23 protein-coding genes are annotated in these 21,708 nt (G+C 61.8%); 1 reads left to right on the top strand and 22 read right to left on the bottom strand.

From position 1 onward, the window contains the following. Nucleotides 1-120: 120 nt before the first annotated feature. The 18 genes from NKJ88_RS17065 to NKJ88_RS16980 all read right to left on the bottom strand — a co-directional run bounded on the left by NKJ88_RS17065 (nt 121) and on the right by NKJ88_RS16980 (nt 18,157). Nucleotides 121-597: a DUF6882 domain-containing protein gene (locus tag NKJ88_RS17065; RefSeq protein WP_023739973.1), complete on the bottom strand. Its 477-nt coding sequence runs from the start codon at nt 595-597 to the stop codon at nt 121-123. Between the two features lie 22 nt (nt 598-619). After that, nucleotides 620-2,113, bottom strand: coding sequence for a glycerol kinase GlpK (gene glpK / locus NKJ88_RS17060; RefSeq protein ID WP_023806044.1), 1,494 nt, complete (start codon nt 2,111-2,113; stop codon nt 620-622). Between the two features lie 89 nt (nt 2,114-2,202). Next, the gene (locus NKJ88_RS17055) at nt 2,203-3,930 is read right to left on the bottom strand and encodes an ABC transporter substrate-binding protein (protein WP_023670978.1); all 1,728 of its coding nucleotides are present in this window, start codon (nt 3,928-3,930) and stop codon (nt 2,203-2,205) included. A gap of 77 nt (nt 3,931-4,007) precedes the next feature. After that, on the bottom strand, nt 4,008-4,295 hold the full coding sequence (locus NKJ88_RS17050; protein WP_023670977.1) for a DUF2160 domain-containing protein: 288 nt from the start codon (nt 4,293-4,295) through the stop codon (nt 4,008-4,010). Between the two features lie 67 nt (nt 4,296-4,362). Continuing rightward, entirely contained in the window at nt 4,363-5,277 is a 915-nt protein-coding gene (locus tag NKJ88_RS17045; protein WP_023670976.1) for a carbohydrate ABC transporter permease, read from the bottom strand. Between the two features lies 1 nt (nt 5,278). Further along, nucleotides 5,279-6,145: a carbohydrate ABC transporter permease gene (locus NKJ88_RS17040; protein WP_023712374.1), complete on the bottom strand. Its 867-nt coding sequence runs from the start codon at nt 6,143-6,145 to the stop codon at nt 5,279-5,281. Continuing rightward, on the bottom strand, nt 6,146-7,237 hold the full coding sequence (locus tag NKJ88_RS17035; protein WP_023696519.1) for an ABC transporter ATP-binding protein: 1,092 nt from the start codon (nt 7,235-7,237) through the stop codon (nt 6,146-6,148). A 10-nt stretch (nt 7,238-7,247) separates the two neighbouring features. Next, nucleotides 7,248-8,327 (bottom strand): ABC transporter ATP-binding protein, encoded by a 1,080-nt coding sequence (locus NKJ88_RS17030; RefSeq protein WP_023684650.1) that lies wholly within the window; start codon nt 8,325-8,327, stop codon nt 7,248-7,250. Nucleotides 8,328-8,365: 38 nt separating this feature from the next. Next, complete coding sequence (gene glpD / locus NKJ88_RS17025) at nt 8,366-9,886, bottom strand: glycerol-3-phosphate dehydrogenase (protein WP_023829657.1); 1,521 nt, start codon at nt 9,884-9,886, stop codon at nt 8,366-8,368. Nucleotides 9,887-10,003: 117 nt separating this feature from the next. Then, nucleotides 10,004-10,771 (bottom strand): DeoR/GlpR family DNA-binding transcription regulator, encoded by a 768-nt coding sequence (locus tag NKJ88_RS17020; RefSeq protein WP_023734329.1) that lies wholly within the window; start codon nt 10,769-10,771, stop codon nt 10,004-10,006. A 115-nt stretch (nt 10,772-10,886) separates the two neighbouring features. Continuing rightward, the gene (locus NKJ88_RS17015) at nt 10,887-11,333 is read right to left on the bottom strand and encodes a hypothetical protein (protein WP_352444773.1); all 447 of its coding nucleotides are present in this window, start codon (nt 11,331-11,333) and stop codon (nt 10,887-10,889) included. Between the two features lie 14 nt (nt 11,334-11,347). Further along, nucleotides 11,348-12,763: a pyridoxal phosphate-dependent decarboxylase family protein gene (locus NKJ88_RS17010; protein WP_023688617.1), complete on the bottom strand. Its 1,416-nt coding sequence runs from the start codon at nt 12,761-12,763 to the stop codon at nt 11,348-11,350. A gap of 89 nt (nt 12,764-12,852) precedes the next feature. Next, a complete protein-coding gene (locus tag NKJ88_RS17005; RefSeq protein ID WP_023684646.1) occupies nt 12,853-13,584 on the bottom strand; it encodes a proteasome-type protease in 732 nt (243 codons plus the stop codon). A gap of 32 nt (nt 13,585-13,616) precedes the next feature. Then, nucleotides 13,617-14,411 (bottom strand): transglutaminase family protein, encoded by a 795-nt coding sequence (locus tag NKJ88_RS17000; protein ID WP_023739978.1) that lies wholly within the window; start codon nt 14,409-14,411, stop codon nt 13,617-13,619. An 85-nt stretch (nt 14,412-14,496) separates the two neighbouring features. After that, a complete protein-coding gene (locus NKJ88_RS16995) occupies nt 14,497-15,438 on the bottom strand; it encodes an alpha-E domain-containing protein (protein WP_023693403.1) in 942 nt (313 codons plus the stop codon). Between the two features lie 116 nt (nt 15,439-15,554). Continuing rightward, on the bottom strand, nt 15,555-16,967 hold the full coding sequence (locus NKJ88_RS16990; RefSeq protein ID WP_023670964.1) for a circularly permuted type 2 ATP-grasp protein: 1,413 nt from the start codon (nt 16,965-16,967) through the stop codon (nt 15,555-15,557). Nucleotides 16,968-17,240: 273 nt separating this feature from the next. After that, the gene (locus tag NKJ88_RS16985) at nt 17,241-17,477 is read right to left on the bottom strand and encodes an Lrp/AsnC family transcriptional regulator (RefSeq protein WP_023670963.1); all 237 of its coding nucleotides are present in this window, start codon (nt 17,475-17,477) and stop codon (nt 17,241-17,243) included. 68 nt (nt 17,478-17,545) lie between these two features. After that, nucleotides 17,546-18,157, bottom strand: a complete 612-nt coding sequence (locus tag NKJ88_RS16980) for a DsbA family protein (protein WP_352444770.1) — start codon at nt 18,155-18,157, stop codon at nt 17,546-17,548. Nucleotides 18,158-18,349: 192 nt separating this feature from the next. Between NKJ88_RS16980 and NKJ88_RS16975 the strand changes: the two genes are divergently transcribed. Continuing rightward, nucleotides 18,350-18,772: a DUF4864 domain-containing protein gene (locus NKJ88_RS16975; protein ID WP_023730151.1), complete on the top strand. Its 423-nt coding sequence runs from the start codon at nt 18,350-18,352 to the stop codon at nt 18,770-18,772. Between the two features lie 7 nt (nt 18,773-18,779). Here the strand turns inward: NKJ88_RS16975 and tgt are convergent, their stop codons facing one another. Genes tgt through NKJ88_RS16955 form a run of 4 tightly spaced genes read right to left on the bottom strand, consistent with a single transcriptional unit; the run spans nt 18,780 to nt 21,699 of the window. Beyond that, nucleotides 18,780-19,910, bottom strand: a complete 1,131-nt coding sequence (gene tgt, locus NKJ88_RS16970; protein WP_023824852.1) for a tRNA guanosine(34) transglycosylase Tgt — start codon at nt 19,908-19,910, stop codon at nt 18,780-18,782. Continuing rightward, nucleotides 19,903-20,172: a hypothetical protein gene (locus NKJ88_RS16965; RefSeq protein WP_023684641.1), complete on the bottom strand. Its 270-nt coding sequence runs from the start codon at nt 20,170-20,172 to the stop codon at nt 19,903-19,905. The genes tgt and NKJ88_RS16965 overlap by 8 nt, the downstream gene beginning before the upstream one ends. Continuing rightward, the gene (queA, locus tag NKJ88_RS16960; protein WP_023824851.1) at nt 20,162-21,250 is read right to left on the bottom strand and encodes a tRNA preQ1(34) S-adenosylmethionine ribosyltransferase-isomerase QueA; all 1,089 of its coding nucleotides are present in this window, start codon (nt 21,248-21,250) and stop codon (nt 20,162-20,164) included. The genes NKJ88_RS16965 and queA overlap by 11 nt, the downstream gene beginning before the upstream one ends. Continuing rightward, on the bottom strand, nt 21,250-21,699 hold the full coding sequence (locus tag NKJ88_RS16955) for a DMT family transporter (RefSeq protein WP_023693398.1): 450 nt from the start codon (nt 21,697-21,699) through the stop codon (nt 21,250-21,252). The genes queA and NKJ88_RS16955 overlap by 1 nt, the downstream gene beginning before the upstream one ends. Nucleotides 21,700-21,708 lie beyond the last annotated feature (9 nt).

The following is a 21,708-nucleotide window of genomic DNA, read 5'->3' as shown; positions in this document are numbered from 1 at the left end:
CCGCTTAAAGCTCCCATTGCTCTTTATTTTGTTGATTTGATCCCTTGGGTTATCAAAAACCCCCCGGCCGGTCACCGGGGGGCGCTTTTCCGTAGGTTGCTTGGGTACGGGCGCGGCGGATTAGCTGGCCCAATTGACGCTCTTGAAGATCAGATACAGGGCTCCGCCTTCACCACGCGGAGAACGGTATGCGCCGAGGCCGTTGCAGATTCGAACCGCAACTGCGGTCGTCTTCCAGCCGAGCACTTCCAGGTCGTTGTTCAAATCTATCGCATAGGATTGAGCCAGCTCATCAATGGAATGCTCCTGTCCGAATGACCGAACCAGCTTTGCGTCGGCAAGCAGTTCGCCAGGCAGGTTTGAATTTGCCCAAGCCCAGAGCCAGTTGCTGGCCTTGGCACTCGTCGATCCGGCGATTTGGATTTCGGCGACGACCTTGGTGATGCCGTTGTCCGAGAACAGAAGCTTTCCTTCTGTCAGATCATAGTCATAGCGAGGCCAACTGCCGAGTCGGAATTTCTGGTGCAAGCGTGCATTCTTTGCATCCAATTGTTCGACAGCCTCGTCGCGCCAGGCGACATACCAGTGTGGATTCATCCCCTTCCCCCGCCACGATTTACTACCGTACGCTCAGCGTCCGGCGCACCGCATCGCGCCAGCCGGCCAGTTTTGCCGAACGCACCGTGGCATCCATGTCCGGCTTGAAGCGGCGCTCGAGCGCCCAACTCCTGGCAAAATCCTTCGCCTTCGGCAACACACCCGCCTTCGAGCCGGCAAGCCACGCTGCGCCCAGCGCCGTCGTCTCCAGAATGGTCGGGCGATCGACCGGGGCATCGAGGATATCGGCCAGCCGCTGCATGGTCCAGTCGGAGGCCACCATGCCGCCGTCGACGCGAAGCACGGTTTTGGCCGATGCCCCCTTCCAGTCCTTGCGCATGGCGTCGAGGAGATCGCGCGTCTGGTAGGCGACGGATTCAAGCGCCGCGCGGGCAAACTCCGCCGGGCCTGAGTTGCGCGTCAGCCCGAAGATCGCGCCACGCGCTTCGGCGTCCCAATGCGGCGCGCCGAGACCGACGAAAGCCGGCACCAGATAGACGTTCTGCGTGGGGTCGGCGGTTGCAGCCAAAACGCCGCTATGCTCGGCCTTGCCGATCACCTTGATGCCGTCGCGCAGCCATTGCACGGCGGCACCGGCGATGAAGATCGAGCCTTCCAAGGCATAGGTGGTCTTGCCGTTCAGCCGATAGGCGATGGTGGTCAACAGCCGGTTCTTCGAGCGCACCAGATCGGCGCCGGTGTTGAGCAGCGCAAAGCAGCCGGTGCCATAGGTCGATTTCATCATGCCTGGCTCGAAACAGGCCTGGCCGATGGTCGCTGCGTGCTGATCGCCGGCCACGCCAAGGATTTTGATTTCGGCGCCAAACAGGCTTTTTTCCGTCACGCCGTAGTCGTCGGCGCAATCCTTGACCTCAGGCAGCATCGCCACCGGGATGCGCAGGATGGAGAGCAGCTCGTCGTCCCAGACATTTTTCTCGATGTTATAGACCAGCGTGCGCGAGGCGTTGGTGGCATCCGTCGCATGCACCTTGCCGCCGGTCAGCCGCCAGATCAAAAAACTGTCGATAGTGCCGGCGAGCAGTTCGCCCTTTTCGGCGCGCTTTCTCGCACCGTTTACCTTGTCCAGCATCCAGGCGATCTTGGTGCCGGAGAAATAGGGATCGAGCAGCAGGCCGGTCTTTTTGGTGAACTTTTTCTCCAGGCCGTGTTTTTTCAGCTTCTGGCACAGCGGCGCGGTGCGGCGGTCCTGCCAGACGATGGCATTGTGGATCGGCTTGCCGGTCGCCTTGTCCCAGATGACGACGGTTTCGCGCTGGTTGGTGATGCCGATCGCCGCCACATCCGAGGCCTCGCGGCCGGCGGCCTTCAGCGCGCCTTTGACCGTCGCGACGACGCTTGCCCAGATCTCTTCCGGATCATGCTCCACCCAGCCGGAGGCAGGATAATGCTGCGTGAATTCCTGCTGCTTGCTGCCGGCGACCTTCATCGCGCCGTCGAACAGGATCGCCCTGGTCGATGTCGTACCCTGGTCGATTGCAAGGATGTATCCGGTCATTAGTCCTCCCGGTAGCTCGCCTATACAAACAGGGGAGACGGCAAGATGCCGCCTCCCCGTTCACTATGATCCTGGCGCGTACGCCAAGATTACTTCTGCCAGCTCTTCACCAGTTCGTCGTAGTTGATGGTGATCGGCTTTTCCTTCTCGTTCTCGATCTTCAGCTGAGGCGCGAGATTGCCGTTCTTGACCGCGTCGGCGTTCCAGTAGGCGAGGTCATGCTCTTCGGCCATCTTCGGGCCGATATCGCCCTGGACGCCCGACTTCTCGATGCGGGTCATGACTTTTTCCTGCTCGGCGCAGAGCGAGTCCATGGCTTCCTGCGCCGTCTTGGCGCCGGACGAGGCATCGCCGATCGCCTGCCACCAGAGCTGTGCCAGCTTCGGATAATCGGGCACGTTGGTGCCGGTCGGCGACCACTGAACGCGGGCCGGCGAGCGGTAGAACTCGATCAGACCACCGAGCTTCGGCGCACGTTCGGTGAAGCTCTTGTCGTGGATCGTGCTTTCGCGGATGAAGGTCAAGCCGACATGGCTCTTCTTCACGTCGACCGTCTTCGAGGTCACGAACTGCGCGTAGAGCCAGGCGGCCTTGGCGCGATCGGTCGGCGTCGACTTCATCAGCGTCCAGGAACCCACGTCCTGATAGCCGAGCTTCATGCCGTCCTTCCAGTAGACGCCATGCGGCGACGGGGCCATGCGCCACTTCGGCGTTCCGTCGTCGTTCAGCACCGCCTTGGCGCCGGCGTCGACCATCGAAGCGGTGAAGGCGGTGTACCAGAATATCTGCTGCGCGACCGCACCCTGTGCCGGCACCGGGCCGGATTCGGAGAAGGTCATGCCTTGGGCTTCGGCCGGAGCGTAGGCCTTCAGCCAGTCGAGGTATTTCTGGATCGAGTAGACGGCAGCCGGGCCGTTGGTGTCGCCGCCGCGCGCCGTGCAGGAGCCGACCGGCTGTGATTTCTCGTTGACCTTGATGCCCCATTCGTCGACCGGCAGGCCGTTCGGCAGGCCCTTGTCGCCGTTGCCGGCCATCGACAGCCAGGCATCCGTGAACCGCCAGCCGAGCGACGGGTCCTTCTTGCCGTAGTCCATGTGGCCATAGACCTTCTTGCCGTCGATCTCGCGGCCGGTGAAGAACTCGGCGATGTCCTCATAGGCCGACCAGTTGACGGGAACGCCGAGGTCGTAGCCGTATTTCGCCTTGAAGTCGGCCTTGTTCTTCTCGTCGTTGAACCAGTCGTAACGGAACCAGTAGAGGTTGGCGAACTGCTGGTCGGGCAGCTGATAGAGCTTCTTGTCCGGCGCGGTGGTGAAGGAGGTGCCGATAAAATCCTTCAGGTCGAGGTTCGGATTGGTAACGTCCTTGCCCTCGCCCGCCATCCAGTCGGTCAGGTTGCGGACCTGCTGGTAGCGCCAGTGGGTGCCGATCAGGTCGGAATCGTTGACCCAGCCGTCATAAAGGTTCTGGCCGGTCTGCATCTGGGTCTGGATCTTCTCGACGACGTCGCCTTCCTGGATGACGTCATGCGTGATCTTGATGCCAGTGATGGCGGTAAAGGCCGGCGCCAGCACCTGCGATTCATACTGGTGGGTGGCGATGGTTTCGGACACGACCTTGATGTCCATGCCGGCGAAAGGCTTCGCGGCATCGATGAACCACTGCATTTCTGCTTCCTGGCCGGCGCGGTCGAGCGTCGACAGCGGGCCGATTTCCTTGTCCAGAAACGCCTTGGCCTCATCCATTCCGGCGTAGGCGTTGCCTACCCCGAGCAACAGGACAAGGGCAGTTGTTGATGTTAAAAATTGCCGTCGCATAGGTTTCCTCCACATTTAGGTTTCAAGTGCGATCTGGAACGGCCGCCGGCACGCGGTCGATCCAACAGTTTCCCCCTCTATACGTAGCGGAACACGCCGACGGCGTAGACCACGGAGAGAGCGAGAGCCCACCACAGGTTGGATCCGACAAGACCCAGCCAAGCGAGATGGATAAAGGCGCTGCCAAGCAGCGACAGAAAAAGACGGTCGCCGCGCGTCGTCTCGAAGCGCAGGATGCCGACGCGCGGATTGCCGCCCGGCGAGGCAAATTCCCAAAACGCCATGCCGCACAGCAGCAGAAGAATGGTGCCGAAGAACGCCGCCGTCGGCCACGTCCACGCCATCCAGGTGAGGTCGAGATTCATGGTGACACCCTCCCCAGGGCAAAGCCCTTGGCGGTAGTGGTGAGGGTGAACCCGTGCTTTTGTTTCATCACACCCTCCCCAGGGCGAAGCCCTTGGCGATGTAGTTGCGGACAAACCAGATGACGAGCGCGCCGGGGATCAGCGTCAGCACGCCGGCGGCAGCGAGCAGGCCCCAATCCATGCCGGCGGCCGAAACGGTGCGGGTCATGGTGGCGGCGATGGGCTTGGCATCGGTGGTCGTCAGCGTGCGAGCGATCAAAAGCTCGACCCATGAGAACATGAAGCAGAAGAAGCAGGCGACACCGATGCCACTGGCGATCAGCGGCATGAATATCCTGACGAAGAAGCGCGGGAAGGAGTAGCCGTCAATATAGGCTGTTTCGTCGATCTCTTTGGGCACGCCCGACATGAAGCCTTCGAGGATCCACACCGCCAGCGGCACGTTGAACAGGCAGTGCGCCAGCGCCACAGCGATGTGGGTGTCGATCAGGCCGAAAGCCGAATAGAGCTGGAAGAACGGCAGCGCGAACACTGCCGGCGGCGCCATGCGGTTGGTCAGCAGCCAGAAGAACAGATGCTTGTCGCCGAGGAAGCGGTAGCGCGAAAAGGCGTAGGCCGCCGGCAGCGCCGCAGCCACGGAAATCACCATGTTCATGACAACATAGGTGATCGAGTTGATGTAGCCCGAATACCAGGACGCATCGGTGAAGATAGTGACGTAGTTGGCGATCGTAGGCTGATGCGGATAGAGCGTCAGCGAGGAGACGATCTCGGCATTGGTCTTGAAGCTCATGTTGATGAGCCAGTAGATCGGCAGCAGAAGCACGATGATGTAGATCGTCGGCACGATCCACCACCAGCGCGATTCCTCGCCGCGCTTGCGCATCAGCCGGGCGACCTGATCCTGCGAAAGCGTGCTCGCCAATTTTCCCGAAGCGGTGGTTTCGCTCACTCTGTCGGCTCTTTCGTTGGCGCCGCTCATCTCAGCGCTCCGCGTCGTAGTTGGTCATCACGGTGTAGAACACCCACGACAACAACAGGATGATCAGGAAGTAGACCAGCGACATGGCGGCCGCCGGACCGAGGTCGAACTGGCCGAGCGCGGTCTTGACGAGGTCGATCGACAGGAAGGTGGTCGAGTTGCCGGGGCCGCCGCCGGTGACGACGAAGGGCTCGGTGTAGATCATGAAGCTATCCATGAAGCGCAACAGCACGGCGATCAAAAGCACACGCTGCATCTTCGGCAGCTGGATATAACGGAACACCGCCCAGCGCGAGGCGCCGTCGATCTTGGCCGCCTGGTAGAAGGCATCCGGGATCGAAACCAGGCCGGCATAGCAGAGCAGCACGACAAGGCTGGTCCAGTGCCAGACGTCCATGATGATGATGGTGACCCAGGCGTCGAACGAATCCTGCACGTAATTGTAGTCGATGCCGAGCGCGTTGACGTAGTAGCCGAGCAGGCCGATGTCGTTGCGGCCGAAGACCTGCCAGATGGTGCCGACGACGTTCCACGGAATGAGCAGCGGCAACGACATAAGCACCAGGCAGACCGGCACGCCCCACCCCTTCTTCGGCATGTTGAGCGCGATGAATATGCCGAGCGGCACTTCGATGGCCAGGATGATGAAGGAGAAGATCAGGTTGCGCACCATCGCTTCCCAGAAGCGGCTGGACGACAGCAGTTCCTCGAACCACTGGGTGCCTGCCCAGAAGAAGACGTTGTTGCCGAAGGTGTCCTGCACCGAATAGTTGACGACCGTCATCAGCGGAATGACGGCCGAGAACGCCACCAGCACCAGCACCGGCAGCACCAGGAACCAGGCCTTGTTGTTCCAGGTCTTTTCCATCTATGCCCCCATCTCGACACGCCCCATCTCAACCAGCCAGGAATCGGCATAGATGTTGATGCCGGCCGGATCGAAGCGAACCTTTGGGTCGGCCGGCACGCTCTCGTCCTCGCCGATGACGGCAGCGATCTCGCGGCCTTCGAGGCTGGCGCGCACCACCTTGTGGCGGCCGAGATCCTCGACCTTGCTGATTTTAACCGCCATGCCGTCACGGCCGAGCCTGACATATTCGGGGCGGATGCCGAGTTCGATGGCGCCGGAGCTCCCAGCGGCGGTCTTTGGCGCGCCGGGCAGCTCGATCCGCTGGCTGCCGATGGTCGCGGTCTTGCCGTCGATCGCCACCGGCATGACGTTCATCCCGGGCGAGCCGATGAAATAACCGACGAAAGTGTGGCGCGGGCGCTCGAACAATTCGGCCGGCGTGCCGATCTGGACGATACCGCCATCATACATGACGACGACCTGGTCGGCGAAGGTCAGCGCTTCAGTCTGGTCATGGGTGACATAGACCATGGTGTAGCCGAAGCGGCGGTGAAGTTGCTTCAATTGCGAGCGCAGCACCCACTTCATATGCGGATCGATGACCGTCAGCGGTTCGTCGAACAGGATGGCATTGACATCCGAGCGCACCAGGCCGCGGCCGAGCGAGATCTTCTGCTTCTGGTCGGCGGTCAGGCCCCTCGCCTTCTTCTTCGCCCACGACGCCAGGTCGATCATCTCCAACGTCTCGCGCACCTTGCGGTCGACATCGGCCTCCGGCACGCCGCGGTTGCGCAGCGGGAAGGCCAGATTGTCGTACACCGTCATGGTGTCGTAGATGACCGGGAATTGGAACACCTGCGCAATATTGCGCTCCTGCGTCGACAGATTGGTGACGTCCTTGCCGTTGAACAGCAACTCACCGTGCGAGGGTTGCAGAAGTCCCGAAATGATGTTGAGCAGCGTGGTCTTGCCGCAACCCGAGGGCCCAAGCAGCGCATAGGCGCCGCCATCCTCGAAAGTGTGGTGCACTTCCCGCAGCGCAAAATCGGCATCCTTCTGCGGGTTGGGCAGGTAGGAGTGCCTGACATGGTTGACGTCGATGCGCGCCATCTCTTCCCCCTCAGGCCGCAAGCTTCGGCGCGGCGACGGCGCTGCCGTTGCTGTCGAAGACCATGATGTGGCGCGGATCGATAAACACCTCGATCTCGGCGTCGGGCTCGAAATCGCGGATGCCGTGGGTCAGCATGACCCAGCGCGCATCGGCAAAATCGAGATGGATGAAGCTTTCCGAGCCGGTGATCTCGGTGATCGTCACCTTGGCGCGCACCGGCACCGCGGCGGCGTTGGGCCGCTCGAGCGACAGATGATGCGGCTGGAAGCCGATCGTGTAGTTGGCGTCGGCAATGCCGGCGAGTTCGGCAGGTACCGGCAGCTTGACGCCGCCCTCGAGAAGGAAATCCGGACCTTTCTTGGCCAGCACGATGGTGTTGAGCGGCGGATCGGCAAAGGTTTTCGCCGTCACCAGGTCGATCGGCTTGCGGAAGACGTCGATGGTCGGCCCGAATTGGGTGATCCGCCCCTCGGACAGCGTCGCCGTATTGCCGCCGAGCAGCAAGGCTTCATGCGGCTCGGTCGTGGCGTAGACGAAAATGGTGCCGGCGGCGGCAAATATCTTGGGCAGCTCGGCGCGCAACTCCTCGCGCAGCTTGTAATCCAGATTGGCGAGCGGCTCGTCGAGCAGCACCAGACTGGCATTCTTGACGATGGCGCGGGCCAGCGCCGTACGCTGCTGCTGGCCGCCGGACAGGCTGAGCGGCGTGCGGTCGAGATAGGGTGTGAGCTTCAAAAGCCCTGCCGCGTTGCGGACTTCCTTGTCGATCTTGGCCTGGTCGGTGCCGGCGACGCGCAACGGCGAGGCGATGTTCTCGTAGACGGTCATCGCGGGGTAGTTGATGAACTGCTGATAGACCATGGCGATCTTGCGCTGCTGCACCGGCATGCCGGTGACATTCTGGCCGTCGAACCAGACTGAACCGGTGGTCGGCACGTCGAGTCCGGCCATCAGCCGCATCAGGCTGGTCTTGCCCGACAGTGTCGGCCCGAGCAAAACGTTGAGCGAGCCGTGCTGAAGCGTCAGCGACACGTCGCGGATATGCTCCACCGCGCCGACCATCTTCGTCACGTTTCTCAGTTCCAGCATGATGCCTCCTCCCAGGCTTTGTGCATCAATCGCCTTCCCTATTCCGCTGCCGCGACATGGCGCCGGCTTATGCCGCGCATGAATTCGTCAAGCGCCGAGGCCTGTTCGCGGCTGAGATGCAGACCGCGCTTGGTGCGACGCCACAATACATCTTCGGCGGTGAGCGCCCATTCGTTTTCGCAGAGGTAGCGTACCTCGGCCTCATAGAGATCGGCGCCGAAATTGCGGCCGAGATCGGCGTTCGACTTGGCGAGGCCGAGCAACATTTGCGCGCGCGTGCCGTAAAGCCTGGTCAACCGACGCGCCAGGCGCTGGTCGAGGAAAGGATAGGCGCTCTTCAGCTTCGCCACCTGGGCGTCGAAACCGGTGGCCGGGAAATCGCCGCCCGGCAAGGGCGCGTTCGCCGTCCACGGCTTGCCGCGCTTGCCGAGAAAACCTTCGACCTTTTCCAGCATCGATTCCGACAACCGGCGGTAGGTGGTGATCTTGCCGCCGAAAGCGTTGACGATCGGCGCCTTGCCCCCGCCGCCATCGGCTTTCAGCACATAGTCGCGGGTCGCTTCCTGCGCCTTCGAAGCACCGTCGTCATAGAGCGGGCGCACGGCCGAATAGGTCCAGACGATGTCGGGACGCGTCACGGCTTCAGCAAAATATTCGCTCGCCGCCGCGCAGAGATAGTCGATCTCGGTGTCGCTGATCTTCACGTCATGCGGATCGCCGGGATAGTCGCGATCGGTGGTGCCGATCAGCGTAAATTCTTCCTCGTAAGGGATGGCGAAAATGATGCGCCCGTCCTTGTTCTGGAAGAAGTAGGCGCGCGGATCATCGAACTTCTTTTTGATGACGATATGACTGCCCTGCACCAGGCGCACATTGTGCACGTCGTTCTGGCCCACGGTGGTCGACAGGACGTGATCGACCCATGGACCGGCGGCATTGACCAGCAGCCGGGCCTTGACCTCGTCGGCATCTCCCGTCCGCACGTCTTCCACGCGGATCGCCCATAGATCGCCTTCGCGCCGCGCCCCGACGACTTTCGTGCGGGTGCGGATGGTGGCGCCGCGGTCGGCGGCGTCACGCGCGTTCAACACCACCAGCCGGGCATCGTTGACCCAGCCGTCCGAGTACTCGAAGGCCTTGTGAAACAGCGGCTTCAGCGGCTTGCCCGCCGGATCCTTGGACATGTCCAGTGTTCGGGTCGCCGGCAGCAATTTGCGGCCACCAATATGATCGTAGAGGAACAGGCCGAGCCGGATCAGCCAGGCCGGGCGCAGGCCCTTGGCATAGGGCAGCACGAAGCGCATCGGCCAGATGATGTGCGGCGCGTTCTTCCAAAGAACCTCGCGCTCCATCAGCGCCTCGCGCACCAGCCGGAACTCGTAGAATTCGAGATAGCGCAGGCCGCCATGGATCAGCTTGGTCGAACCGGAGGAGGTTCCGCTGGCGAGGTCGTTCATCTCGGCCAGAAACACCGAAAAGCCCCGCCCAACGGCGTCGCGGGCGATGCCGCAGCCATTGATGCCGCCACCGATGACGAAGATGTCACGGACTGCGTCCACAAAGCCCTCCCGCGATTTCGCATTGCAGCATTTTTAGGTTTTTACGAAACCGTAGCGGGATTATTTCGAAATAAGAACGAATGTCAAACGAAATGTAACGGGACCGTGATCGATAGCTTAGCCGAGCGACGTTTCGATCAATTGAACCTCCGCTTCCTCGCAGATCTTGCGCACCGACGGGATGTCGCAACGGTCGGTGATGAAGGTGTTGACTTGCGAGAGATGGCCGATGCGAACCGGCGCGGTGCGTTCGAACTTGGTCTGGTCGGACACCAGGATGACATGCCTGGCATTGGCGATGATGGCTTGCGCCACTTTCACTTCGCGAAAGTCGAAATCGAGCAACGCGCCGTCATGGTCGATGGCCGAGGCGCCGATCACCGCATAGTCGACCTTGAACTGCCTGATGAAATCGACCGCGGCCTCGCCGACAACGCCGCCGTCGGAGCCGCGCACGACGCCGCCGGCGATTACCACCTCGATCGAAGGATAGATGCGCATCCTGTTGGCAACATTGATATTATTGGTGATGACCATGAGCCCGGTATGGTCGAGCAGCGCCTTGCTGACCGACTCGGTCGTGGTGCCGATATTGATGAACAAAGATGCGTTGTCGGGTATCAGCCTGGCCGCCGCGCGGCCGATCGCCTCCTTCTCGTCGGCGGCAATCTTGCGGCGCGCCTCATACTCCATGTTCTCGATGCCGGACGGGAACAAGGCCCCGCCATGAATGCGCGTCAGCAGCCGCTGATCGCAGAGATCGTTGAGGTCCTTGCGGATGGTCTGCGGCGTCACGTTGAAGTGCGTGGCGAGGCCATCGACCAGCACACGGCCATGGTCCTTCGCCATCTGGATGATTTCGGCATGGCGCGGCGACAAATACACTGAGAACCTCCCGTTTTCGTTTTTCTTGTTTGTAGCTGAAAACGAAAGCAATGAAAAGGGAGACGCCGGCTAATGAAATATCGATGATTGCAAAGGCGAACCGGGCAGATACGGCTCAGACCCGCTCCGCCACCTTGCGGGTGACAGCCGCGACTTTACCTGGCGAGCGGATCATCAGGAAATTGCCGGACCAGTATCCCGGGATTCGCCAAGTGCCTTTGATCTCGGTTGCATCACCGTTGATGATGCCGCTGTAGTGAATCGGGTGCGCCTTCAATTGGGCCTTGTCGTATGTCTTGGTAGAGGAGACGGCGTTGCCCTCTCGCTGCCCCTGCAGGCTTGCGTATCTTGCCGTGCTGGTCGCCGCCGGTTCGTGGGTCATCCCCGTCAAGCTGGTTGCCGTCTCGATCAGCGTTGCAACGAAGGAAACCGGCGGCAGTTCGCGCGGATAGAAATAGCGCCCGCTCCAGACGCCCGTCAGATTCTGGCTGACCCCTTCAGCCCTTCCGGCCATATGCTTGCTCGCAAATCCTTGCTGGCTTGCCCCGGCGGCGGCAACCACCCGGGCAATCCCTGTCAGTCCTTCGGGGATCTTGCACACTCGCAGATGACAGTGAAGGCGGTATCGACATCGGCCGCGGTTGTCTCGAACTGGCCTGCCTGGAAGCGGATGGCGACCCGCCCATCGACACGCGTCTGCGTCAGGTAGATACGGCCGTCATTGTTGATGGCGTCGACCAGACGCAGATTGTGCTCGTCGCAGTCAGCGCCGGATGCGGCGCGATGCCGGAACGAGAACAGCGACAGCATCGGCTGGCTGGCGAGCTCGAAATCCTCCTCCTCGGCCAGGCGCGCTGCTATGCCTTCGCTCCAGGCGACGTGATTGCGGATCATGGTGCGCAGCGCCTCAAGGCCATGGGCGCGCAGCAGGAACCACAGCTTCAGCGCCCGGAAGCGACGGCCGAGAGGCACCGACCATTCGGAGTAGTTGATGATGCCGTCATGGCCGCGAGTTTTCAGATAGTCCGGCTTGATCGCCAGCGTGCGCACGAGATCCTCCGGCTGGCGGACGAACTGGATCGAGCAGTCGAATTGCGCGCCCAGCCATTTGTGCGGGTTGAAGACGATCGAGTCCGCGCCCTCGACACCGGTCCAGAAATGCCGGTATTCCGGACAGATCATCGCCGATCCGGCCCAGGCGGCGTCGATATGCAGATAGAGCCCCTGGCGTTTGGCCACCGCGGCCACTTCAGCGATGTCGTCGGTGCCGCCGGTGCTGGTGCCGCCGACGCACGCGATGATGCCGGCCGGCAATAGGCCGGCGGCGCGGTCGGCAACAATCGCCGCTTCCAAAGCCGCGGTATCCATGGCGCGGTAGGTGCCAGCGACGGGAATGCGGACGAGGTTTTCCTCGCCAATACCGGCGACCCAGATGGCGCGGTCGATCGAGGTGTGCACCTGGTCGGAGGAATAGACGCGCAGCCTGCCCTGCCCGGAAAGACCCTTCTTGTTGCCCTGCCAGTCGAGCGTGCGCTCGCGCATGGTCAACACGGCGGCCAGCGTCGCCGATGATGCGGAGTCCTGGATCACGCCGGAAAAGCCTTCGGGCAGGCCGAGCGCCTGGCGCATCCAGTCGACGATGCGCGTCTCAAGCTCTGTCGCCGCCGGCGAGGTCTGCCACAGCATGCACTGCGCGGCCATCGCAGAGACCAGATATTCGGCCACCACCGAGACGGGTGCTGCATTGGCCGGGAAATAAGCAAAGAAACGCGGATGCTGCCAATGCGTCATGCCGGGCACGATCTTGGCTTCGAAATCGGCGAAGATCGTCTCCATCGATTCCGCGGCCTCCGGCGGAGAAGCTTCGATGCTCCTGAAGATCTCGCCCGGCGCTATGGCAGGTCGCACGGGCCGATCGCGAAGGCCGGCGCGGTAATCAGCGCCCCAGTCGGCGGCGCGCCTCGACCAGTCGCGGAATTGCTCGTTGTCCATGGATCCTCCCGACGCGCCGATCAGCCAGCCGTTTGAATTTTGATTAACATGTTAAATAGAGACAGGCAACCGCGACGAAGGTTCCCGCGCTACCCCGGAAAATCCGGCAGGCTGGCAAAGGCCGTCTTCAACGCGTTCGACCAGCCTTCGGAAATAGCACGATAATATCGATCGTCCTGGCCGATGCGCTTTTTCAAACCCACCGTGAACGTGTCCTCCTCCAGGAACAGCAGGTCGAGAGGCAGGCCGACGGACAGGTTCGATTTCAGCGTCGAATCGAACGACACCAGCAAGAGCTTGACCGTTTCAGCCAGGCTCATCGTCCTTTCATAGGCACGGATGATGATCGGCTTGCCGTATTTGGTCTCGCCGATCTGGAAGAACGGCGTGTCGTCGGTCGATTCGATGAAATTGCCCTCGGGATAGATCATGAACAGCCGTGGCGGGCTGCCCTTGATCTGGCCGCCGAGGATGAAGGAGGCGTTGAAATAGGAATCCGCCTTTTCGCCGGCAGGCGACGAGCTGGCGATGACTTCCTTGACGGTGTCGCCGACCAGCCGAACCGTCTGGTACATGGATGGGGTCTCGAGCAGCGTCGCGTGGCGTTCCGCCACCGCCTTGGTGCGCTCGTCGAGCAGGCTGACCACGGCCTGCGTCGTAGCCAGATTGCCGGCCGACATCAGTACGATGACGCGCTCGCCTGGCTCTTCCCAGACATGCATCTTCTTGAAAGTGGAGATCGAATCCATCCCTGCATTGGTGCGCGTGTCCGACATGAACACGAGTCCACGATCGATCTTGAGGCCGACGCAATAAGTCATGGAATCTCTTCAGGCAGCAATCTTGCCGGAGACTACTGCTCTACCGTGACGGTGACTGCAAGCTGTTCCTCCGCCTGTCCCAGTCGAATTCCCGACACCGGCGAGGCGTCGCGATAATCACGGCCGGTGGCTACCCTGACATAGCGTTCATCGGGGGAAATGCCGTTGGCGGCGTCGAAGGCGACCCAGCCGAGACCCTGAACATGGGCTTCGGCCCAGGCATGGCTTGCCGCCTGCTCGATGGCCGCATCCATCATCAGATAGCCACTGACATAGCGGGCCGGAAAACCCATGACGCGGGCTGCGGTGACAAAGATGTGGCTGTGATCCTGGCAAACGCCGGTCTTCAGCGCCAATGCCTCTTCCGCCGGGGTCGTCACGCTGGTGGTGCCCGGCGTGTAGGCGACGCGCTCGACGATCAGGGCCATCAGCCGATGCAGCCTTTCGATGTCGGTACCTTTGCCGACCGCCGCGGCAAGCTCGCTTATGCCCTCGCCGGGGATGGTCAAAGCTGTCTCCTGGCTGAACAGCCACAGTGGCGCAAAGCCGTGATGCGGACCCGAGACGCCTGCTGTGTCGCGCGTGACAACCTCGCCGGAGGCCTCGACGGTGATGAAGTCGCGCTCGCCATCGACGCTCAACAGCCTGTTATCGTTGCCGAAATGGTCGTTAAAGCGGACTTCCTCGCGCGCGCCCTCGATCTTCAGCGCCCAGGACAAGACGGTCTGCGTCGGTCCGCTGACCGGTAACAGGCGCAGCCGCTGCAACAGATAGTGCACCGGCGCGTCGTAGCGGTATTCGGTACGGTGGGTGATCTTGAGCCGCATGCCTATTTTCCGTTTGTAAGCATGATCTTATCCGAAAACCGGGTCCCACTTGTCGCTAGCGCGGCCCTCCGGTTCGCGATCATGCTCAATTGAACCGGTAATCTTGTGCGATCTCTTCGCCAAGCTTGGTGTTGTCTTGAATGAACCTGGCCAGGAATTCGTGCAGGCCGGCGTCGAATATGTCCTTGATCGACCCTGCCTGCAGCATCGCCTGTGTCCTGTCGACGGTGGCGTGGCAGGCATGACGGTCGCCATAGTCGTCGCCCAGGAACTTCAGATGCTCGGCGAGAAAACGATAACAGAAGGTCAGCGAACGCGGCATGCGCACATTGAGGATCAGATAGTCGGCAATATTGGTCGGTTTGTAGTCGGCCTCATAGACCCAGCGATAGGAACGGTGCGCCGACACCGAGCGCAGGATCGATTCCCATTGGTAGTTGTCGAGGCTCGAGCCGACCCAGGAGATCGACGGCAGCAGCACGTAATATTTCACGTCGAGGATGCGTGCCGTGTTGTCGGCCCGCTCGACATAGGTGCCGAGCTGCGAGAAGTCGAAGATCTCGTTGCGCAGCATCGTGCCGTAGAACGAGCCGCGGATCAGCGCCGTCTCGCGTTTGATGGCGTCGAGCACACTCGGCAGGTCGCGCTCGTCGATCGGCTTTGCCAGCATGCGCTTCAGGGCCATCCAGGCTTCGTTGATGCTCTCCCAGGTCTCGCGCGTCAGCGCGGTGCGCACCATGCGGGCATTGTTGCGAGCGGTCTCGATCGCCGACATCGTGCTCGACGGGTTCGAGGTGTCGCGCAGCAGGAAGTCGGCGACGTTGGCGGCGGTATAGTCCTTGTATTTCTGCGTGAAGGTGACGTCGGAGCCGGCGCTGAGCAGCACCGAATTCCACTCTTCCGACGCGCTCTGGGTGCGGGTCAGAGCCATGCGAAGGCCGGCATCGACCAGACGCGCCATGTTTTCCGCCCGCTCGATATAGCGGTTCATCCAGTAGAGCCCGTTGGCGGTGCGGCCGAGAAGCATGTGAAGTGGCCTTCGGGCTAGTGAGTAGGGAATAGTGAGTAGGGATTAGTAAGCATTTGAATCTCTGTGGAATATGGCATTTCTTGTCCCTCTACTGCCTACTGCCTACTGCCTACCTAATCGTCCAACACCCACGTATCCTTCGTCCCGCCGCCTTGCGAGGAATTCACGACCAACGACCCCTCCTTCAGCGCCACCCGCGTCAAGCCGCCGGGCACGATCTGGATTCGGTCGGAGACCAGAACATAGGGTCGCAAGTCGACATGGCGCGGCGACAGGCCTTTTTCTGTCAGGATCGGGCAGGTCGACAGCGCCAGCGTCGGCTGGGCGATGTAGTTGGAAGGCTTCGCCTGCAGCTTCTTGGCGAAATCCTGGCATTCCTTCTTGGTCGCAGCCGGCCCCACCAGCATGCCGTAGCCGCCGGAGCCGTGCACTTCCTTGATGACCAGCTCATGGATGTGTTCGAGCACGTATTTCAGGCTGTCGGGCTCCGAGCAGCGCCAGGTCGGGATGTTGCCGAGGATGGCTTTGCGGCCGGTGTAGAACTCGACGATGTCGGGCATGTAGGAATAAATCGCCTTGTCGTCGGCGATGCCGGTTCCCGGCGCGTTGGCGATGGTGATGTTGCCGGCGCGGTAGACGTCCATGATGCCGGGCACGCCAAGGGCCGAGTCCGGCCGGAAGGTCAGCGGATCGAGGAAGGAATCGTCGACGCGCCGGTAAAGCACGTCGATCTGCTTGTAGCCTTCGGTCGTGCGCATGGCGACGTGGCCGTCTACAACGCGCAGATCCTGGCCTTCGACCAACTGCACGCCCATCTGGTCAGCGAGGAAGGCATGTTCGAAATAGGCGGAGTTGAAGCTGCCCGGCGTCAGCACGGCAATGGTCGGTGCACCCTTGGTGCTTTGCGGCCGCACTGCCGCCAGCGACTGGCGCAGCAATTGCGGATAATTCTCCACCGGCCGCACCTTGATCTGCTGGAACAGCTCGGGAAATAGCTGCATCATCGTCTCGCGATTCTCCAGCATGTAGGAGACCCCCGACGGCGTGCGCGCATTGTCCTCCAGCACGTAGAACTCGTTCTCCGAGATGCGGACGATATCGACGCCGATAATGTGGGTGTAGACGCCGGCCGGTGGCCGCACTCCGATCATTTCCGGCAGGAACGCCTCGTTCCTGGCGATCAGCTCCCTCGGCACGCGGCCGGCGCGCAGGATTTCCTGGCGGTGGTAAATGTCGTCGAGGAAAGCGTTCAGCGCCTGCACGCGCTGCTCGATGCCTTGCGTCAGCCTTCGCCATTCATTGCCGGAGATGATGCGCGGCACGATGTCGAAGGGGATCAGCCGCTCGGAGGCTTCCTGCTCGCCATAGACGGCGAAGGTAATGCCGGTCTTGCGGAAGACGCGCTCGGCGTCCTGCATCTTTTCGGTAAGCCTGGCCGGGTCCTGCTCCTTCAGCCAGCGGTCGTAAGCCGTATACGGTTGTCTAAGCCCGGAAACTTCCGGAAGCATTTCATCGAACGCTGCCAATCGCATACTCCCCTGTGACGCCATTTCACTGGCGTCGCGGGAGAAAATCAAGCGCAATCGGTGATTTGGAGGATATCGGCGATCAGTATGTTCCGACTGCCCAAAATTCGGGCAGTCGGAACAGGACCTTAATCAGGCTCTGCCTTGTCGCCGGGCAAGTGCCTGATGCGGCCATAGCAGTTCACCGTTTCATGGAAACGGCGACCTGCCATGGCTTTTTGCTTCGACGCAATTCCGGGCGGAAAACCGCTTCACACTTTTCCTGGAATTGCTTTAGAATGCGCGGAAAGTGACGACCGTGAAGGTGTCCTTGATTCCGGGAATAATCTGCACCTTCTCGTTGACGAAGTGGCCGACATCTTCCTCGTCGTCGACGTAGAATTTGGCAAGCAGGTCGTAATTGCCGGCGGTCGAGTAGATTTCCGAGGCGATTTCGGCATCGGCGAGCGCGCTGGCGACCTCATAGGACTTGCCCAGATCGCACTTTATCTGCATGAAAAACGTCTTCATTGCCGGTCCCGATCAAGCTTCAGCACACAAGCGGCCCTTGTGGCAGACTGCCGCCCGGCTTTCAAGCATCAGGCCGAGCGCGCCTTGGCGACGGCTTGTCTCAGTTCGGACACCGGCATGCCGCGCCGATACAAGTTGCCGCCGATGACCAGGGCCGGCGTGCCGCGCAGCTTGAAAGCCGTCGCCTGGACTTCCGTGCGGACAAGGGCAGCGTCGATGTCGGGTTCACGGATGGCGAGGTCGGCACGCACCATCGCCACATCGACACCGACGGAAGAAAGGATGTCGTTGGTGCGGCGTTCCGAAAGGCCGCGCTGGTTGGTCATCAGCGCATCGACCGCCGCGGCATAGTGTTCGCCGCTCAGCAGCGTCACCCGCGCCGCGTCGCGCGACACGTCGCCGAAGATCGGCCAGTCCTTCATCACAAGCCGAATGCCGCTGTCCTCTTCCATCAACTTCTTCAGCTCGACGAAAACGAGTTTGCAGATCGGGCACTGATAGTCGACGAATTCGGCGATGGTGACATCGCCATCGGGGTTGCCGAGCGCTGGAATGGCGGGGTCGAAGGCGACTTCCGTGACGGTCGGCCCAGTGCTTGCCCAGGCGGGCAAGGGAGCCAAAACTGCGAGGCTTGCCGCGCCCTTCAGCAAAAGGCGCCGGTCGATCGGCTGCTTGAACATGGTCGTCCCCTGGTTGCGCGAACGGGTCCCCACCCGTCCCTACGATGCGCGCCCCGCGTTAAAGGAGGCTTAAGCATGATCTTGTGGCACTTGCGTGGCAAATATTGCGGTTGCTGAAACCGTGAGGCTCCGCCAAGCGTATGGTATGATGCGTCCTGGGACAGGTTTTGTTGAGGACAATGGAGACAGGCCATGCGCCGCATCGCATTCGCAGTCGTTTCATTGCTGTTCGCGTTGTTCGTCTCGGCAGCCCTTGCCGGCGACGCCGAAGTCAAGGCCGGCCAGGCCGTCATCGATGGTCAGTTGAAGGCGCTCATCGCCAATGATGGCGCCAAGGCGTACAGTTTCGCCGCTCCAAATGTGAAGCGCATCTTTCCGACCGTCGACACCTTCATGAACATGGTGACCAACGGCTATCCGCCGGTGCGCCAGCCGCAGAGCTATTCCTTCGGCAAGGTCGAGCAGATGGGGCCAACTTCGATAATCCAGCAAGTGCTGATCGTCGGACCCGACGGCAAGGACTATGAGGCGGTCTACACGCTGGAACAGCAGCCCGACGGCAGCTTTCAGATCACCGGCTGCAGCTTGCGCGCAGCGAATTCGCTCAGTACCTGAGGCCCGGCTACAGCACCGGAATATCACCCCTCGCCCATGCCTCGGAAATCTCAGCCGTGCGCGCCTCAAAGGCCCGGGCCTCGATCGCGGCGCGAATGTCCTGCATCAGCTTCTGATAGTAGGACAGGTTGTTCCAGGTCAGAAGCATCGCCCCCAGCGCCTCTTGCGAGCGCACGAGATGGTGCAGATAGGCGCGTGAGTAGTCGCGCGCGGCCGGGCAGTCGCTCTCCTCATCCAGCGGCCGCGGATCGTCCGCGTGGCGGGCATTCCTGAGATTGACCTTGCCGCGCCTGGTATAAGCCAGGCCATGGCGGCCGGCGCGGGTCGGCATGACGCAGTCGAACATGTCGATGCCGCGCGCCACCGATTTCACGATGTCGTCCGGCGTGCCGACGCCCATGAGATATCGAGGCTTGTCGTCAGGCAATTCCGGACAGGTGATCTCCAGCATATTCAGCATCACCGCTTGCGGCTCGCCGACGGCCAGGCCGCCGACGGCATAGCCCTTCAGCTCCATCGCGCTCAGCGCCTGCGCCGAGCGCACCCTGAGTGCTGCGTTGTCGCCACCCTGGACGATGCCGAACATGGCCTTGCCGGGCTGGTCGCCGAACGCTGTCTTGCAGCGCTCGGCCCAGCGCAGCGACAGCTCCATCGCGCGCTCGATCTCCTTGAGGTCGGCCGGCAGCGCTGTGCATTCGTCAAGCTGCATCTGGATGTCGGAATCGAGCAGGCCCTGGATCTCGATCGAGCGCTCCGGCGACATCTCGTAGGCAGCGCCGTCAATGTGCGAGCGAAAGGTGACGCCCTTCTCGGTCAATTTTCTGAGCTTCGACAGCGACATGACCTGAAAACCGCCACTGTCGGTCAGGATCGGCTGTGGCCAGCGGGCGAACTCATGCAGGCCGCCAAGCCGCGCCACGCGCTCGGCGCCTGGCCGCAGCATAAGATGATAGGTATTGCCCAGAATGACGTCGGCGCCGACGCCGCGCACCTGGTCCATATACATGGCCTTGACCGTGCCGCCGGTGCCGACCGGCATGAAGGCCGGCGTGCGGATTTCGCCGCGCGGCATGTCGATGACACCGCGCCGCGCCTTGCCGTCGGTGGCGAGGATCTTGAAGGTGAATGTCTCAGCCATTGAATTCCTTGTCATGGACAGGCGCGCCTGGCGCCTGCCTGTCGAGCGACTGCCGGTATTGGATGCAGCCGCGCATGAATTTCGGCCATGGCGGCACAGCAATCGATGGATCGGTCTTTTCCGGCAGCAGGTCCCACAGGTTGGGATGATGCCAGCATAAATCATGGCCGGTAGAATCTCGGTGCTGGCGAATGCCGGCACGCAATTTCTTCACTTCAGCGATCAGGCTCTCGCGATCAAAGGCTTGCAGATCATCGTCCATCGCTCATCTCCGCTCGATAAAGCAGGCTTGCGTCTCCATAAGAGTAGAATCTGTAACGGTTCTCGATGGCATGAGCATAGGCCGCACGCATCGTATCTAGGCCGCTGAAGGCCGAAACCAGCATGAACAGCGTCGAACGCGGCAGATGAAAGTTCGTCATCAGCAGGTCGGCGGTCTTGAACCGATAGCCCGGCGTGATGAAGATGTCGGTCGGGCCGGACCAGGCGGTCAGCGAGCCATCAGGCCGTGCCGCGCTCTCCAGCAGGCGCAGCGAGGTCGTGCCGACAGCGATGATACGCCCGCCCCGCGCCTTGGCGCCATTCAGAGCGTCGGCTGTTGCTTCGCTGACCGAGCCGGTCTCGGCATGCATCTTGTGGTCAGCGGTATCGTCCGCCTTGACCGGCAGGAAGGTGCCGGCGCCGACATGCAAGGTGACGAAGCGGCGTTCGATGCCTTTGGCGTCGAGCGCGGCAAACAGCTCCGGCGTGAAATGCAGGCCTGCGGTGGGGGCAGCGACTGCGCCCTCCTCCTTGGCATAGATGGTCTGGTAATCCGTCAGGTCGCGCGCGTCGTCGTTGCGCTTGGAGGCGATATAGGGCGGCAGCGGGATGTGGCCGACGGCGCGCAGCGCTTCGTCGAGAAACGGGCCGGAGAGGTCGAAGCCGAGCAACGCCTCGCCGGCCTCGCCCTTCTCGATCACCGTGGCGTCGAGTTGGCCGAGAAAACAGGAATTGCCGTCATGGCCGAAATGGATGCGGTCGCCGGCGGCGATGCGCTTGCCAGGCCGCATGAAGGCCAGCCAGCGGTCCGGCGCCATGCGCATATGCAGCGTGGCGTCCACCTGCGCCTGCGCTTCGCCGCGCCGCCTGATGCCTCTTAACTGGGCAGGAATGACCTTGGTGTCGTTGAAGACCAGAACATCGCCAGCCCTGAGCAAGGACGGAAGGTCGCCAACCGTGCGATCCGAAAGACCCTCGCCCGGCCTGACCACCAGCATTCTGGCGCTGTCGCGCGGCTCGGCCGGGCGAAGCGCGATGCGCTCCTCAGGCAGGTCGAAGTCGAAGAGGTCGACGCGCATCAGTAGAGCCGGACGAGCAGCGCTCCGGCCAACAGCAGCACCGCGCCGGCGATGCGGCCGAGCGAAATCTCGCGCACCGCCACGCCGAGAAAGCCGACGCGATCGATCAGCATGCCGGCCAGCAACTGGCCGGCAACCAGGAACGCCATCAACGCGGCTGCACCAATGCGCGGCGTAAGAATGGTTGACAGGGTAACATAGAAACCGCCGAGCATGCCGCCGGCGATGAACAGCCAAGGCGCCGGCGCCTTCCAGTCGAGCGAGATGTCCTGCAGCCGCACAACGGCAATGGAGATGATACCAAGCACGATCGCGCCCGACAGGAACGAAAACGCAGCAGCCGCGACCGGGAGCCCCAGGCCGCGCGCCAGCTGCGAGTTGATCGGCGCCTGGACGGCGATGAAGGCGCCTGACAGGATGCCGAGCAGCGACCAGACCACGCCCATCATCTTCGTTTG

It is taken from the genome of Mesorhizobium sp. M0016 (genome assembly GCF_040324035.1).
GTDB lineage: Bacteria > Pseudomonadota > Alphaproteobacteria > Rhizobiales > Rhizobiaceae > Mesorhizobium.
This window is presented reverse-complemented; position numbering and strand designations above follow the sequence as displayed.